Raw genomic sequence first — 15,401 nt, 5'->3', positions numbered from 1 at the left:
GGTGGTGGTGGGCGGCCGGGGCGCCGGCCCGGGGCCGGACCGGAGCCGGGGGAGCCGGACCGGAGCCTCGGGAGGCACACCCGGAAGGTGGCGCCCCGGAAGGCGGCGCCCCGGACGCGAGCGTCACGGACGCAGCGGTGACGAGCAGGGGCGACGATCAGGGGTGTCGCGGGGCGGCATCACATGCGGAAGACGCCGTACGGAGCGGGTGGCGTCAGCGGGGCGTTGGCGCAGGCGGTGAGCGCGAGCCCGACGACGGTGCGGGTGTCCATCGGGTCGATCACACCGTCGTCCCAGAGCCGGGCGGTGGCGTAGTAGGCGCTGCCCTGGCGCTCGTACTGCTCGCGGACGGGGCGCTTGAACTCCTCCTCCGCCTCGGTCGGCCACTGCTCGCCGTGCGCCTCCAGCTGGTCGCGGCGGACGGTGGCGAGGACGGAGGCCGCCTGCTCGCCGCCCATCACGGAGATCTTGGCGCCCGGCCACATCCACAGGAAGCGGGGCGAGTAGGCCCGGCCGCACATCGAGTAGTTGCCGGCTCCGTACGAGCCGCCGACCACCACGGTCAGCTTCGGGACCCGGGTGCAGGCGACGGCGTTGACCATCTTGGCGCCGTGCTTGGCGATGCCGCCCGCCTCGTACTGTCGGCCGACCATGAACCCGGTGATGTTCTGCAGGAAGAGGAGGGGGATGCCGCGCTGGTCGCACAGTTCGATGAAGTGGGCGCCCTTGAGGGCCGACTCGGAGAACAGCACGCCGTTGTTGGCGACGATGCCGACGGGGTGGCCGTGGATCCGGGCGAAGCCGGTGACCAGGGTCGCGCCGTACTCGGCCTTGAACTCGGCGAAGCGGCTGCCGTCCACCAGCCGGGCGATCACCTCACGCACGTCGTAGGGCGTGCGCGGGTCGACCGGAACAGCCCCGTAGAGGCCCGCCGGGTCCACGGCCGGCGGCTCGACCGGGGCGAGCGGCCAGGGCTTGGCCGCTCGCGGGCCGAGCCCGGCGACGATGGTGCGGACGATCGAGAGGGCGTGGGCGTCGTCCTCGGCCAGGTGGTCCGTCACACCGGAGGTGCGGGAGTGCAGCTCGCCACCGCCCAGCTCCTCGGCGGTGACCACCTCGCCGGTGGCGGCCTTCACCAGCGGCGGCCCGCCCAGGAAGATCGTGCCCTGGTTGCGGACGATCACGGCCTGGTCGCTCATCGCCGGGACGTACGCGCCGCCGGCCGTGCAGGAGCCGAGCACGGCGGCGATCTGCGGGATTCCGGCAGCGGAGAGCCGGGCCTGGTTGTAGAAGATCCGGCCGAAGTGGTCGCGGTCCGGGAAGACCTCGTCCTGCATCGGCAGGAAGGCGCCGCCGGAGTCCACCAGGTAGACGCAGGGCAGCCGGTTCTCCAGCGCGACCTCCTGGGCGCGCAGGTGCTTCTTCACCGTCATCGGGTAGTAGGTGCCGCCCTTGACGGTGGCGTCGTTGGCGACCACCACCACCTCGCGTCCCGCGACCCGGCCGATTCCGGCGATCACCCCGGCTGCGGGCGCCGCCCCGTCGTACATGCCGTCGGCGGCCAGCGGGGCCAGCTCCAGGAAGGGCGAGGCCGGGTCGAGCAGGGTGTCCACCCGGTCGCGGGGGAGGAGCTTGCCGCGGGAGGTGTGCCGGGCGCGGGCCTTGGCGCCGCCGCCCAGCGAGGCCGTGTCGAGCTTCGCGCGCAGTTCGGCGACCAGGGCCTGGTGCGCCTCGGTGTTGGCACGGTAGGCCGCGGAGCCCGGGTCGACGGAGGTGCCCAGCCGGGGCGCCGGTGCGGCGGCTCCGGGCGGAACGGCACCCGGCGCCGCGGCGGAGCCGTTCGCCGTGCCGTTCGCCGTGCCGAAATGAACGCCGGTGGCTGCACCGGCGGTGGAGATGACCATTTCCAAGAGCTCCCTTGCCCTCGGCACCGAGTGGGCGGCCGGGTGTGGTGCGCCCATGGGATCCCACGTTAATTAACGTTAACTTACGCCGCCCAGGTTAACGGCCGATAACCTCACTGTCTACGATGGGCAGCATGCCGAACGTCCCCGCAACCTCCGCGCTCCCACGCCGCGACCAGATCCGCCAGGAGGCCGCGCGGCTGTTCGCCGCCCGGGGCTTCCTCGGCGTGGGCGTGGACGAGATCGGCAAGGCCGTCGGGATCAGCGGCCCCGGGCTCTACCGCCACTTCGCCGGCAAGGACGCGATGCTCGCCGACCTGCTGATCGGCATCAGTGAGCGCCTGCTGGAGGAGGGGCGCCGCCGGGCGGGCGGCGGCGAGGGCCCCGGAGCCGCCCTGGACGCGCTCATCGGCGGCCACGTCGACTTCGCCCTGGACGACCGCGACCTCATCACCCTGCACGACCGCGAGCTGCTGAACCTCAAGGAGGAGGACCGCCGCACCGTCCGTCGGCTCCAGCGCGGCTACGTGGAGCTGTGGGTGGACGTGGTCCGGCAGGCCTACCCGCCGCTCGCCGACCCCGCCGCCGAGCCGGTGGCGCGGGCCGCCGTCCACGCCGTCTTCGGTCTGATCAACTCGACTCCGCACAGTCTCGGCTCGAACCCCGGACAGGGCGAGCGTCCCGGGGCTGAGCGGGCCGGCGCCGAGAGCCGCGGGGGTGAGCGTTCCGGCCACGGCGAGCGCTCGGGCCTTCAGCGTGACGGCATGGCCGCGCTGCTGCACCATCTCGCCCACGGTGCGTTCGCGGCCGCTGCGGATGCGGCAGCGGGTTCGACGACCGCGGATGCGGCAGCCGCGGGTTCGTCGCCTGCGGGTTCGACGTGCGCAGGTTCGACGTCTGCGGGTTCGGCCGCCGCGGACTCGGTGCCCATGGACGCCTGATGCGCTGCGCCGGTCGGGAGGCCTATAGGGCCAAAGGAGGGCGTCCTCCCACCCCTGGTCGCTGGGCGTGAGGCGGGTGATCGGCGACCCTGGGATGCGGGCGGCGGGCGACGGTGGTCGCGCGGGGTCGTGTGGGCGTTCGATCGGGAATCACCGCAGACCGCAGGCTGTTGGTCAGTCCGCCGGACCGGACGATCCGGGCTGCCCGGCCCGCCCCGAACCCACCAGGGGCGGAAACGCCGTGGCGACCACCCGACGAAATGGTTAGCATCCCTAAATATGCCTGAGACTCACGGACCCACGGTCGAGCAATCCCCGAGCGGCTCGCCGGCCTCCGGCTCGACTCCGGAGGTCCCCGTCGACAGCTCGCAGACCGCCGACGCGGCCCCCGCCGCCGGGACCACCGCCGCCGCGACCACCGCCGCCGCGGCCCCCGACGCGGCCCCCGCAGCCGGGACCACCGCAGCCGGGACCAGCGGGAACCCGGGCCTCGACAGCGAGCGCGCCGAGCCCGCCGGCTGGCTGCGCCGTCTGGTCGGCTACAGCTGGCGGTCCCGTCGAAGCCTGCTGTTCGCGTTCGGCGCCTCACTCCTCGGCATGGCCGTCACCGCCCTGGTGCCGTTGGTCACGAAGGTGATCATCGACGACGTGATCGTCGCCCACACCCGTTCGCTGGCGCCCTGGGCGGTGGTGCTGTTGCTCGGCGCCGTCGTGGTGTTCGGCTGCACCCAGGTCCGCCGCTACTACGGCGGCCAACTCGCCCTCGACGTCCAGCACGACATGCGCAGCGACCTGTTCCGCTCGCTCGGCCGGCTCGACGGCCACCGCCAGGACCGGCTGGACACCGGTCAGGTGGTCGGGCGCGCGACCTCGGACCTCCAGCTGGTGAACGGCCTGCTGTCGATGCTGCCCATGATGACCGGCTACCTGCTGATGTTCGTCATGTCGGTGGCCGTGATGGTCTGGCTGTCCCCGCCGCTCACCCTGGTCGCCCTGGTCATGGCCCCCGCCCTGTGGTGGGTCTCGGTGCTCAGTCGCAAGCGCCTGTTCCCGGCCACCTGGGCGGCCCAGCAGGAGGCGGCCGCCGTCGCGGGCGTGGTGGACGGGGCGATCGGCGGCGTCCGGGTCGTCAAGGGCTTCGGCCAGGAGGCCCAGGAGCTGGACAAGCTGGAACGGGCCTCCCACGACCTCTTCGCCGCCCGCCTCCGGTCGATCCGGCTCAACGCCCGGTACAACCCGGCGATGCAGGCGATACCGGCCCTCGCCCAGGTCGCCGTCCTGGCCTTCGGCGGCTGGCTGGCGGTCGACGGCAGGGTCTCCCTCGGCACCTTCGTCGCCTTCTCCACCTACGTCGCCCAGATGACCGGCCCGGTGCGGATGCTGACCATGGTCATCACGGTCGGTCAGCAGGCGCGTGCGGGCGTGGAACGCGTGCTGCAGCTGATCGACGAGCGCCCGCTGGTCCAGGAACGTCCGGACGCGCTGGCCCTGGATCTCGACCTCACCCCCGCCCTCACCCCCACCTCAGCCACCACCGCCGCCGCCGTCGGCCCTCGCACGCCCGACGTCGCCCTGGAGTTCGACCAGGTCGAGTTCCGCTACGACCCCGAGCACCCCGCCCCCGTGCTGCACGGCCTCAGCCTGACGCTGGCCCCCGGGGAGACCCTGGCCCTGGTCGGCGCCTCCGGCTCCGGCAAGTCGACGGTGGCGCAGCTGGTGCCCCGGTTCTACGACCCGGCCGCCGGCACCGTCCGCCTCTACGGCCATGACCTGCGCGACCTCACGCTGGACTCGGTTCGGGCGGCGGTCGGCATCGTGCCCGAGGAGAGCTTCCTCTTCTCCGAGTCGGTCCGCACCAACATCGCGTACGGCCGCCCGGACGCCACGGACGAGCAGATCGTCGCCGCCGCGCGGGCCGCCCAGGCCGACGAGTTCGTCCGTGCCCTCCCGGACGGCTACGAGACCAGGGTCGGCGAGCAGGGCCTGACCCTCTCCGGCGGGCAGCGCCAGCGCATCGCGTTGGCCCGGGCGATCCTCACGGACCCCCGGATCCTGCTGCTGGACGACGCCACCTCGGCGGTGGACCCGCAGATCGAGGCGGAGATCCACGACGCGCTGCGCTCGGTGATGACCGGCCGCACCACGCTGCTGATCGCCCACCGCCGTTCGACCCTCCAGCTCGCCGACCGGATCGCGGTCCTGGAGCGCGGCCGCCTGCTGGACATCGGTACCCACGAGGAACTCGAAGCCCGATGTCCCCAGTACCGGGCGCTGATCACCGACCCCGAGGCGGGACGCACCACCGGGCAGCCAACCGAATCGCGAGCCGAATCACCGGCCGGAACAGTGGCCGGAACACCGGCCGATGCGCGGACCGAGCCGGAGGCCTCCCCGCCCGTCGAGCAGGCGTCGGCGCCGGGAACCGCCGCCGCCCCCACCGCCCCGGACCTCCCCGTCCCCGACCTCCCCACCCCCGCCCTGGCGAAGGCTGCCCGCTCCGCCGACCCCGACCTGCTGGCCAAGGTGGCAGCCCTCCCGCCCGCCACCGACCACCCGGCCGTCCCCCGCGCCGAGGCCGAGGCCGGTGACCCCGACTTCACCCTGAGCCGCCTGCTGCGCCCCTTCCGCATTCCGCTGCTCATCGCCCTCCTGCTGGTCGCGTTGGACGCGGCGTCCGGTCTGGTCCTGCCGGTGCTGATCCGGCACGGCATCGACGAGGGCGTCCGCAAGGGCCTGATGTCCGGCGTCGCGGTGGCTTCGCTCGCCGCGCTGGTCGTGGTCCTGCTGGACTGGCTGGTGCAGAGTGCCGAGAACAGGGTCAGCGGCCGTACCGGAGAACGCGTCCTCTACACGCTCCGGCTCAAGATCTTCGCCCACCTCAACCGGCTCGGCCTGGACTACTACGAGCGCGAGCTGACCGGCCGGATCATGACCAGGATGACCACCGACCTGGACTCCCTGACGTCCTTCCTGCAGACCGGCATGGTCACTGCCGTGGTCAGCCTGCTCACCTTCGCCGGGATCTTCGCCGCCCTGCTGATCATCGACACCGGCCTGGCCCTGGTGGTCTTCGCCGTGCTGCCGCTGCTGGTGATCGCCACCCTGGTGTTCCGCCGGAAGTCCCGGGACCAGTACGAGCGTTCCCGCGACCTGATCAGTGCCGTCAACGCCGACCTGCAGGAGAACGTGGCCGGCATGCGGATCGTCCAGGCGTTCCGCCGGCTGGACACCAACACCGACCGCTTCGTGGCGCGCGGCATCGCCTACCGGGAGGCCCGGGTCCGGGCGCAGCTGTACATCTCGCTGTACTTCCCGTTCGTCCAGTTCCTCTCCAGCGTGGCCGCCGCGCTGGTGCTGATCGTCGGTGCCGCCCGGGTCGACGCGGGGACGCTGACGGTCGGCGCGCTGGTCGCGTACCTGCTCTACATCGACCTGTTCTTCGCGCCGGTCAATCAGCTGTCCCAGGTCTTCGACGGCTACCAGCAGGCCTCCGTGGGTCTCGGCCGGATCCGTGAGCTGCTGCGCACCCCGACCACCACGGCGGAGGCGGCCGACCCGGTCCCGGTGCCCAAGGGGCTGCGCGGGGAGATCAGTTTCGAGGGCGTCGGCTTCGCCTACAACGGCGGCGCGGACGGTGCCCCGACCGTGCTGACCGGGGTGGACCTGCACATCCCGGCGGGGCAGACGGTGGCGCTGGTCGGGGAGACGGGTGCCGGCAAGTCGACGCTGGTGAAGCTGGTCGCCCGGTTCTACGACGCGACCGAGGGCACCGTCCGGGTGGACGGGGTCGACCTCACCCGCTACGACCTCGCGCAGTACCGCCACCGCCTGGGCGTGGTGCCGCAGGAGGCGTACCTGTTCGCGGGGACGGTCCGCGAGGCCATCGCGTACGGCCGGCCGGGCGCCTCGGCGGCCGAGGTCGAGGCGGCGGCCAGGTCGGTCGGCGCGCACGACATGATCGTCAGGCTGTCCGGGGGCTACGACCACGAGGTGGCCGGGCGCGGCCGCAACCTCTCTGCCGGCCAGCGTCAGCTGATCGCGCTGGCCCGGGCCGAGCTGGTCGACCCGGACATCCTGCTGCTCGACGAGGCCACCGCCGCGCTCGACCTGGCCACCGAGGCGGCGGTCAACCAGGCCGCGGACCGGCTCAGCGGCGGCCGCACCACCCTGGTCATCGCCCACCGCCTGACCACCGCCGAGCGCGCCGACCGGGTGATCGTGCTGGACCACGGCCGGGTGGTGGAGGACGGCACCCACGCCGAACTGCTCGCCCGGGGTGGGGCGTACGCCCGGCTCTGGCAGGCGTTCATCGCGGACGGCCATCCGGCGGTCGACGCCGTCCCCGCCGGGTAGGCCGTCAGGTAGGTCCGCCGGGTAGGCCGTCAGGTAGGTCCGCCGGGTAGGCCGTCCGGTCGGACCGTCAGGTAGGGCGTGGGTGGGGCGGTCGGGCGATCGCCGGTGAGGTGATCGCCCGGCCTGCCGTCGCGCGGCGCCCGTCAGGCGGCGATCAGCGAGGACAGCAGGCCCGACGGGTCGATCCCGCGCGGCAGGTCGCTGACCTGGCCGTCCCCGACCTCGACCACCCGCCAGCCGGAGCCGTCGGCCCGGTTGGCGAGGTCGGTGGTGATGAAGCGGCAGCCGAGGGTCCGGACCAGCGACCGGACGTCGGTGAGGTCCGGCTCGACCGTCCGGTGCGGGGCGTCCGGGTGCGGTCCGACCAGGACCGGATGACCGTCCAACCACCACACCCGTGCCTCCACGGGCCGCCCGACTGCTCCGTGCGCGTCGTCACCGTCGGTGTCGGCGGGTTCGGCGCCGTCGGCGCCGCTGCCCCCGTTCGCCTCACTCGTACCGGCCGGATCCTCCGCGCCGCCACCCGCGCGCTCGAACTCCTCGTACCGCCGCAGCACGACCCCGCCGGCCAGGAACTCGCCCTGCAGCTCGACGAACCGTTCCACCACCCGGCCGACGGCTGCCAGATCGGCCAACTCCGGTACGTAGCAGGCCTCGTGCCACTCGTGCTTGCGCGACTTCACGTAGTCCTTGACGATCGCCGGCCCGCGGCCGCCGAGCCGGGCCACGGCCGCCGCCAGCTCCTCCGGCCGCGGTGCCGACGGCCCGTCGGACGGGATCCACGCACTGACCGGGGTCGCCCCCTCGAACACGCCGTACCAGCCGGGCAGTTCGTGTGCCGTCGCGTAGCCGGGCGCGCTGGTGAGCAGGTTGCCGCCGCGGTCGGCGAGCGCGGCGGCGAACTCGGCGTACCGGGCGGAGGGCAGCATCCAACCCCGGTACCAGAGCGGGCCGCCGGCCTGCGGCACCCGCCGCACCGCCTCCTCGGCCTGCCCCGCGAGCAGCGCGTCGTGGTCGACCAGGTGGTGCTCGCCGCCCAACTCCCGCAACAGCCGGGCCTCCCAGGCGAAGTGCGGGTCGGGTCGGCGCGGGTTGAGCGGATCGGCGGGGAAGATGATCGCGGGAACGGACATGGCCGTCAGGGTACGGCCCCGGGCAGCTCCCGAGCCCGCGAAATCCGGCCCTGCGCCCGCGAATCCGGAAGCGACACCCGCGCACCCGGCCCTGCGGGCACGAATCCCCGGCCGGCGCCGGGCCGCCGCGACCAATCCGCTCGACGCCCCGGACGGCCGCTGCGAGAGTGATCCGATGCGAAATCTGCTGCGTCCCCGCAAGCGCGTACCCCGGCAGGCCGCCCGCACGGTGGTCCTGGACGGCGACGGCTCGGTGTTCCTGCTCCGTTCGGACAACGACGAGGTCGGCGTCCACTGGACCATGCCGGGCGGCGGACTGGAACCGGGCGAGTCCCCCCGGGACGGCGCCCGGCGCGAGCTGTGGGAGGAGACCGGCTGGACCGACCTCGAACCCGGCCCGCTGCTCTGCACCTGGGAGCACGACTTCACCTGGCACGGCACCCCGGTCCGCCAGCACGAGCACATCTACCTCACCGGCGGACCGCACCGCGGCCCGGTCGGCGACGTCAGCGCGGTGCACGCCGTGGACCGGATACTCGACTGGCGCTGGTGGACCCCCGCCGACCTCGCCGACGAGAACGCCGACGCGCTCTGGCCGCCCCGACTGCCGGAGCTGCTGGACGCCGTGCGCGAGGACTGGGCGGTCGGCAGGCGCCCACCGGTGCCCGTCGACCTCGGGTTCATCCCGAACGCCCGGGCCGCCCGATAGCCGCCCAGCCCCCGCCCGCTGCTCCCCGTCCGGTCGCTGCTCCCCGTCCGCCGCCGGCCGGTCGCTGCCCGCCGACCGCCGTCCGAGGGCTGGTCAGCCGCGTCCGGCGCGTCGGCCACGCCCGGTCGGGCAGGGCTCCCAGCCGTGCAGATCCAGCTCCCGGTCGTGCAGCGCGTTGGGGTTCATCAGCACCGTCAGCCGGGTGCCGGCGAGCTGCTCGAAACCGAGCCCGGTCGCGGACAGCAGCAGCTCGGTGGAGACGGAGACGGCGATGGCGGGGCGCCAGGACGGCAGGACCACCAGGCTGGTGCCCCGCCCGACCCTGATCGGCTCTGCCACCACCCGGACCGGCGTGCGCTCCTCCGGTCGGCCGACGGTGTCGGGCTGGCCGGGGCTGCCGCCGATCAGGATGCCGAGCGGAGCTTCGGCCCGGGAGGCCTCGGCGCCGGGGGCGGCCATGGCGGAGTCGGCCGCGAACGGCACCTGACCCGCCACCGTTCCCCCGGGGCCGGCGAATTCGCCCGCCCCGGGAGTGCCGGCCCGCGAACCCGCCCCGAGCGGGCCGGTCGCGGCCGTCTCCCGTGCGGTCGCCTCCCGCCCGATCGGTGCGGCCTGCGGGTGCATTCGGCGCAGTCGGCGCGAGGGTGACGGCCGCCGGAAGCCCGGAGAGCCCAGCAAGCCCAGGGATCCCGGGGTCCGTGGCTCTTCGCGCACCGGAAGTGGCGCCGGTACGGACGGCCCGTTCTCCGACGGCGGGACGTCCGGTCGGAACCGGACGAAGCCGGGCACCCCCGCACCGTCCCCAGCCGCCTCGGCTGCCTCGGTTGCCTCTGCCGGCCGGTCCGACTGGTCCGACTGGTCCGACTGGTCCGACTGGTCCGACTGGTCCGACTGGTTCGACTGGTCCGGCTGGACCGAAGCGACCGACTCGCCGAGCAGTGCCAGTACCTCTGCGACCGGCCGACGGCACGCGTCCGCCAGCTCGGCGATCGAACGGCCCTGGGCGCGTGCGGCCCGCAGCCGCTCGGCGAAGGCCGCCCGCAGCCGTGCCGCGGTCGGATCACTGTCCGCCGGAGGAGTGGCGGCCGGATCCGAGCTTGCCTCCGGAGCCCTGTGCGCGGCCGGCTGCGGCTCGGACTCCGGAGCCGCGCCCAGGCCGGCGGCCACTGCGGGGAGGGCTTGCGGCTCCGCATCCTCCCGGCCGCGCGGTTGCGGCACCGAGTCGTGGCGGAGCACCCCGTCGGAGGAACCGGAGGCGGCCGGGCCCCCCGCCTCGACGGCGGTCGCGATCGAGCACATCCGGACGGCCGCGAACGTCAGCCCGGGCGCGGTCGGCGGGGGCGAGGACCCGGTCCTGTCCCCGGGTGGGCCGGGCTGGGACGGGTCGGTCGTGGCGGGGTGCAGTGAGGTCATCGGCGGGCCCTTCAGGGGACGGTCCCGACGATCCTGCCGCACCGCGCGACCAGCTCCAAGCGTCGAACCCGGCGGTGTGCGCGAGACCACCGCGTCCGGTACGCCGGTGCCACGCGTCCGGTACGCCGGTGCCACGCGCGTGGGTGCGCCGGTGCCAGGCGCGCGGTACGCCGGTCCTACGCGTGCGGTACCCGCGTACCGCGCCCGCAGCACCGCGCAACGACGTTGCGAGCGCCGGGAGATCGCCGCCGCAGCGTCGTTCCCGTCGCCGCTGCCTCCTGCCCCTCCTGCGGGTGGGCGGTCAACTACCGGGCGACGAACCCCTTGAGGTCGGCGAGTACCGCGTTCGCTGCCAGGACTCCGAGCCCGAGGAACCAGGTCTCGTCCGAAACCGGCCGGGCCTGACCGGACTTGACCGCACCGAGGGTCTTCCAGAGCGCGCCGCCCAGCACCGTGTCCTGATTGGTAGAGCTGGGGCTGCCGTACACGCCGTAGAAGATCCAGTCGGCGTCGGCCTTGTCGATCTGTTCCGGGCTGACCTCCACCGCGAGCTCCTTGACCTGCTCGATCTCGGGCTGCGGCAGCGGCACGTCGGTGAGGATGGTGCCGACGAAGGAGAGTTCGGCGTAGAGCCGGGTGCGGCCCGGCATGAAGCGCAGCGGCGTGACGGTGGGCCGCTTGTCGCCGAGCTCGGCGCCGATCGTGGTGGCCGCCGCCTGGTACGCGTCCAACTGCGCCTTGGCTTCGGCGCCCAGGCCGAACGGGCTCGCGTTGAGCAGGAAGTTCTGCTTCCAGGGGTAGCCGGGGCGCAGCGAGAAGACGGTCGGCGCGATCTTGGACAGTTGCGCGTACTGGTCCTGGGCACGCAACTGGCTGCCGAGGATCAGGTCCGGCTTGAGGGCGGCGATCGCCTCCAGGTTGAGGCTGTTGATGGTGCCGACGGCGGTCGGGCTGCCGGCCCTGTCCTTGAGGTAGGACGGCAGGGACTTGGACCCGTCGGTGTGGACGACGCCGACGGGTCGGATGCCGAGCGAGACGACGTTGTCGAGCTCGCCGGTGTCCAGCACCACGACCCGGGCGGGCTTGGCCGGGATGACGGTCTCGCCCATCGCGTGCCTGACGGTGCGCGGGTAGACGCCGGGGGCCGCGTCGGTGCCGAAGCCCTTCATCTTCTCGATCACGCCGGCGTAGTCGTCGCCGCCCTGCTTGACCGACTTCTGGTCGGGCGTGGAGCCGCCGCCCGCCGCCGAGCCGCCACTGCCTCCCGAGCCGCCACTGCTACCGGAGCCGCCCGAACTGCCGCAGGCGGTGAGTAGCCCGCCGAGGCCGAGCACCGCCCCGCCGGCGATCCCGGCGGTGAGGAGCCTGCGGCGGCTGGGGGTGCGGGGGGTGACGGCCGGGTCGTCGGAGCTGGGGGCCACGCGACGCTCCTTCGTGGGTCGGGACAGATCGAACTTAGGTGAGGCAAACCTATCTCGACGCCACCCTCGGTGCTTCCGCCGGGGCCCAACGCAACTCTTCTGTGGCGGGATGCCGCGCAGGGATACTCCCGCGCTCGGGAGAGAGGACTGACGGTACGCTCGGGCCCATGAAGCGCTTCGTGGGCCTGGGCTGGTGGCCGTCCTAGGACGGCCACCAGCACTCGCCTGCCCAGGGCCGTCCGGGATGGACGGCCCTGTCGCATTTCCCCGCGCACGCGGGACGGGCCCCTCGCCCCGGACGGCCACCACCACCCGCCGTACCGAGGAGAAACCGTGACCGCCGAGACCATCACCGCTGCCACCAGCACGCCTGCCACCACCCCGCCCACCACCACCGCCGCCACCGCCGCCGTTTCGCCCGGCCTCATCGACGATCCGGCCGCGCACAGGGTCCTCACCGGGGACCGCCCCACCGGCCCGCTCCACCTCGGCCACTACTTCGGCACCCTGCGCAACCGCGTCCGCCTGCAGGACCAGGGCGTCGAGTTGTTCGTCGTGGTCGCCGACTACCAGGTCATCACCGACCGCGACCTCGCCGACCGGCTCGCCGAGCACACCGAGAACCTCGTCCTCGACTACCTCGCGGCCGGCCTCGACCCCGAGCGGGCGACGATCTTCGCGCACAGCGCCGTCCCCGCCCTCAACCAGCTGCTGCTGCCCTTCCTCAGCCTGGTGAGCGTCGCCGAACTGAGCCGCAACCCCACCGTCAAGGACGAGATCGCCCATTCCCGCCAGTCCGCCGTCAGCGGACTGATGTTCACCTACCCCGTCCACCAGGCCGCCGACATCCTCTTCTGCAAGGCCGACCTCGTCCCGGTCGGCCAGGACCAGCTGCCCCACCTCGAAGTCGCCCGCACCGTCGCCCGCCGCTTCAACGAGCGCTACCCGCACGCCGACGGCGGCGCCGTCTTCCCCCACCCGCAGGCCCTCCTCTCGGACGCCCCCATGCTGCTCGGCACGGACGGCGGCAAGATGAGCAAGAGCCGGGGCAACGCCATCCCCCTGGGCGCCACCGAGGACGAGACCGCCCGGATCATCCGCGGCGCCAGGACCGACGCCGACCGCCGCATCGGCTACGACCCGGTCGGCCGCCCCGAGGTCGCCGGCCTGGTCCTGCTCGCCGCGCTCTGTCAGGACCGTGCCCCCGAGGCCGTCGCCGAGGAGATCGGCGACCGTGGCGCCGCCGCGCTCAAGCGCACCGTCACCGAGTCCGTCAACGAGCACCTCCGACCGATGCGCGCCCGCCGCGCCGACCTCGCCGCCGACCGCGGCCACCTGCGGCAGGTCCTCCGGGACGGAGCCGAACGCGCCAACGCCGTCGCCGACGCCACCCTCACCGAGGTCCGGGAGGTGATGGGGGCGATCTGAAGAGCGCTCACCCCGCCCCTCCCGGCTTCACACCGCGGACCGGCGGACACCGCCCCCCCGGACATCGGCCGGTCGGCGAGGGGGCATACCGTCACGGGCGGCCGCGACCACACCGCGGCCGCCCGCGACCCCCTCCCCGCGCCCGAAAGGCGGCCCGGCCCATGGACCAGCACCCGACCACACCCGGCCAGGGGCTGACCCGCCCGTCGCACCTGCGCCCCGGCGACCACATCGTCGTCGTCGCCACCAGCGGCCCGGTCGAACCGGAACGCCTCACCGCCGGCTGCGAGATCCTCCGCTCCTGGGGCCTGCGCGTCACCGTCGCCCCGCACGCCCGCGACACCCACCCCGCGCTCGGATACCTGGCCGGCACCGACGCCGACCGCGCCGTCGACCTCCAGTCCGCCTGGCTCGACCCGACCGTCGACGCCGTCATATGCGCCCGCGGCGGCTACGGCGTCCACCGCATGGTCGACCTGCTCGACTGGACGGCGATGAGCGCCGCCCGGCCCAAACCCTTCATCGGCTTCAGCGACGTCAGCTCCCTGCACGAGGCCTTCGCCCAGCGCCTCGGCCTCGCCACCCTGTACGGGCCGTTGGCCGCCGGCGCCTCCTTCGTCTCCGACCGCCCCACCGCCGAGCACCTGCGCCGCACCCTCTTCGATCCCGCCGCGACCACCGTCCTCACCTCACCCACGGCCGGCCCGCTCGTCCCCGGCCGAGCCCGGGGCGTCACCGCCGGAGGCTGCGTCCACGTCCTCGCCTCCGAGCGCGGCACACCCGCCGCCCGGCCCTCGTACACGGGCAGCATCCTGGTGCTCGAAGACGTCAACGAGCACCCGTACCAGCTGGACCGCCTCCTCACCCAGTTCCGCCGCTCCGGAGCCCTCGACGGTGTGGCCGGCATAGCCCTCGGCTCCTGGGAGGGCTGCGGACGGCCCGAACGAGTCCGCGACGTGATGCTCGACCGACTCGGCGAACTCGGCGTACCAGTGCTCTGGGAGCTCGGTTTCGGCCACTGCCCGTCCACCCTCACCGTCCCGCTCGGCGTCCCCGCCGTGCTCGACGCCGATGCCGGCACGCTCACACTGGACGGGCCCGCCCTCACCGAACGGTCCGACTGACCGTCCTGCGCCCCGGCTCCGGCGAGAGCCCGTGAGTCGAGAAGCCTCGATGAGTAAGGTGCGGCCATGAACGAGGACCGCCTCACCGCCCTTGCCCTCGGCTTCCTCCACGGCCCGGGCAGCAACGCCCGCGCGATCCTCGGACTCGCCGGCCCGCCCGGCGCCGGAAAGTCCACCCTGGCCCGCCACCTGGTCGCCGAAGTCGAGCGGGCCGAAGGGCCGGGCACCGCGGCCTACGTCCCGCTCGACGGGTTCCACCTCTCCGGCACCCAGCTCGACCGCCTCGGCCTCGCCCACCGCAAGGGCGCCCCCGCCACCTTCGACGCCCACGGCTACGTCGCCCTGCTGCGCCGCATCGCCGCCGACCGCTTCCATGACATCTATGTCCCGGACTTCGACCGGGCCCTGGACGAACCGGTCGCAGCCCGCCACGTGGTGCGCCCGCACACCCGCCTCGTCATCACCGAGGGCAACTACCTCGTCTCCTCCGACACCCCCTGGCCGGACGCCCGCCGCCTGCTGCGCGAGCTCTGGTACGTGGACACCGACGACGCCGTCCGCGAGGAGCGCCTCCTCGGCCGCCACCGGGACAGCGGCCGCGACGAGGCCACCGCCCGCCGCTGGGTGACCGGCAACGACCACCCCAACGGCGAGTACGTGAAGCGGGGCCGCGCACTCTGCACCCGGACCGTCCCCGGGACCGGTTTGCCTCCGGCAGCGGTCAGGGGTAGTGTTTCCGAGTCGCTCGGCAGGGAGCACCGGACACGCGTCTGCGCGGACGGTCCCGGGGCGGCCAATCCTTTGAAACACCACTTTCCCAGGTTCGGGCTGGGTCGCGTCGGCATTTCCGATTCGCGGCTCGGTTCTTCTGTGGCGTGTGCGTTTTATCGGATTGCGGCTGGATTCGCCTTTCGAGGCGGGGATCGGCTAGAGTTTGAAACGTCGGACAGGGCGTCAAGCCCCGGAAGACACCGG

At 73.7% G+C, this 15,401-nt stretch carries 10 protein-coding genes; 6 read left to right on the top strand and 4 right to left on the bottom strand.

The genetic code is table 11. The features are described from left to right. Positions 1–179: 179 nt before the first annotated feature. Complete coding sequence (locus tag IF30_RS0117230; RefSeq protein WP_234322734.1) at positions 180–1,904, bottom strand: carboxyl transferase domain-containing protein; 1,725 nt, start codon at positions 1,902–1,904, stop codon at positions 180–182. Positions 1,905–2,038: 134 nt separating this feature from the next. Between IF30_RS0117230 and IF30_RS0117225 the strand changes: the two genes are divergently transcribed. Next, complete coding sequence (locus IF30_RS0117225) at positions 2,039–2,845, top strand: TetR/AcrR family transcriptional regulator (protein ID WP_078891451.1); 807 nt, start codon at positions 2,039–2,041, stop codon at positions 2,843–2,845. Positions 2,846–3,124: 279 nt separating this feature from the next. Next, the gene (locus IF30_RS0117220; RefSeq protein WP_234322733.1) at positions 3,125–7,198 is read left to right on the top strand and encodes an ABC transporter ATP-binding protein; all 4,074 of its coding nucleotides are present in this window, start codon (positions 3,125–3,127) and stop codon (positions 7,196–7,198) included. A gap of 143 nt (positions 7,199–7,341) precedes the next feature. Here the strand turns inward: IF30_RS0117220 and IF30_RS41605 are convergent, their stop codons facing one another. Next, a complete protein-coding gene (locus tag IF30_RS41605) occupies positions 7,342–8,331 on the bottom strand; it encodes an ATP-grasp domain-containing protein (protein ID WP_037900242.1) in 990 nt (329 codons plus the stop codon). Positions 8,332–8,506: 175 nt separating this feature from the next. Between IF30_RS41605 and IF30_RS0117210 the strand changes: the two genes are divergently transcribed. Further along, a complete protein-coding gene (locus tag IF30_RS0117210; RefSeq protein ID WP_030238628.1) occupies positions 8,507–9,040 on the top strand; it encodes an NUDIX hydrolase in 534 nt (177 codons plus the stop codon). A gap of 93 nt (positions 9,041–9,133) precedes the next feature. On the opposite strand, the gene IF30_RS48680 is transcribed toward IF30_RS0117210, so the two are convergent. Both IF30_RS48680 and IF30_RS0117200 read right to left on the bottom strand, forming a co-directional pair. Continuing rightward, positions 9,134–10,453: a hypothetical protein gene (locus tag IF30_RS48680; protein ID WP_030238625.1), complete on the bottom strand. Its 1,320-nt coding sequence runs from the start codon at positions 10,451–10,453 to the stop codon at positions 9,134–9,136. 305 nt (positions 10,454–10,758) lie between these two features. Next, a complete protein-coding gene (locus tag IF30_RS0117200; RefSeq protein ID WP_234322732.1) occupies positions 10,759–11,874 on the bottom strand; it encodes an ABC transporter substrate-binding protein in 1,116 nt (371 codons plus the stop codon). A 333-nt stretch (positions 11,875–12,207) separates the two neighbouring features. On the opposite strand from IF30_RS0117200, the gene trpS reads away from it, so the two are divergent. The 3 genes from trpS to IF30_RS0117185 form a co-directional block, all read left to right on the top strand. Next, entirely contained in the window at positions 12,208–13,302 is a 1,095-nt protein-coding gene (gene trpS / locus IF30_RS0117195) for a tryptophan--tRNA ligase (RefSeq protein WP_030238619.1), read from the top strand. 161 nt (positions 13,303–13,463) lie between these two features. After that, on the top strand, positions 13,464–14,426 hold the full coding sequence (locus IF30_RS0117190; RefSeq protein ID WP_030238617.1) for a S66 peptidase family protein: 963 nt from the start codon (positions 13,464–13,466) through the stop codon (positions 14,424–14,426). A gap of 66 nt (positions 14,427–14,492) precedes the next feature. Continuing rightward, positions 14,493–15,401: nucleoside/nucleotide kinase family protein (locus tag IF30_RS0117185; protein WP_063752665.1), on the top strand; the 909-nt coding region annotated here is incomplete at its 3' end.

Source organism: Streptomyces sp. NRRL S-350 (genome assembly GCF_000719705.1).
GTDB lineage: Bacteria > Actinomycetota > Actinomycetes > Streptomycetales > Streptomycetaceae > Kitasatospora.
Note: the sequence above shows the minus strand (reverse complement) of the source record. Positions and strands in the feature narration are given on the sequence as shown.

Excerpts from the sequence above, each read along its gene's own strand:
- IF30_RS0117230 (WP_234322734.1), bottom strand. The coding sequence starts at position 1,904 with ATGGTCATCTCCACCGCCGGTGCAGCCACCGGCGTTCATTTCGGCACG.
- IF30_RS0117225 (WP_078891451.1), top strand. The coding sequence starts at position 2,039 with ATGCCGAACGTCCCCGCAACCTCCGCGCTCCCACGCCGCGACCAGATC.
- IF30_RS0117220 (WP_234322733.1), top strand. The coding sequence starts at position 3,125 with ATGCCTGAGACTCACGGACCCACGGTCGAGCAATCCCCGAGCGGCTCG.
- IF30_RS41605 (WP_037900242.1), bottom strand. The coding sequence starts at position 8,331 with ATGTCCGTTCCCGCGATCATCTTCCCCGCCGATCCGCTCAACCCGCGC.
- IF30_RS0117210 (WP_030238628.1), top strand. The coding sequence starts at position 8,507 with ATGCGAAATCTGCTGCGTCCCCGCAAGCGCGTACCCCGGCAGGCCGCC.
- IF30_RS48680 (WP_030238625.1), bottom strand. The coding sequence starts at position 10,453 with ATGACCTCACTGCACCCCGCCACGACCGACCCGTCCCAGCCCGGCCCA.
- IF30_RS0117190 (WP_030238617.1), top strand. The coding sequence starts at position 13,464 with ATGGACCAGCACCCGACCACACCCGGCCAGGGGCTGACCCGCCCGTCG.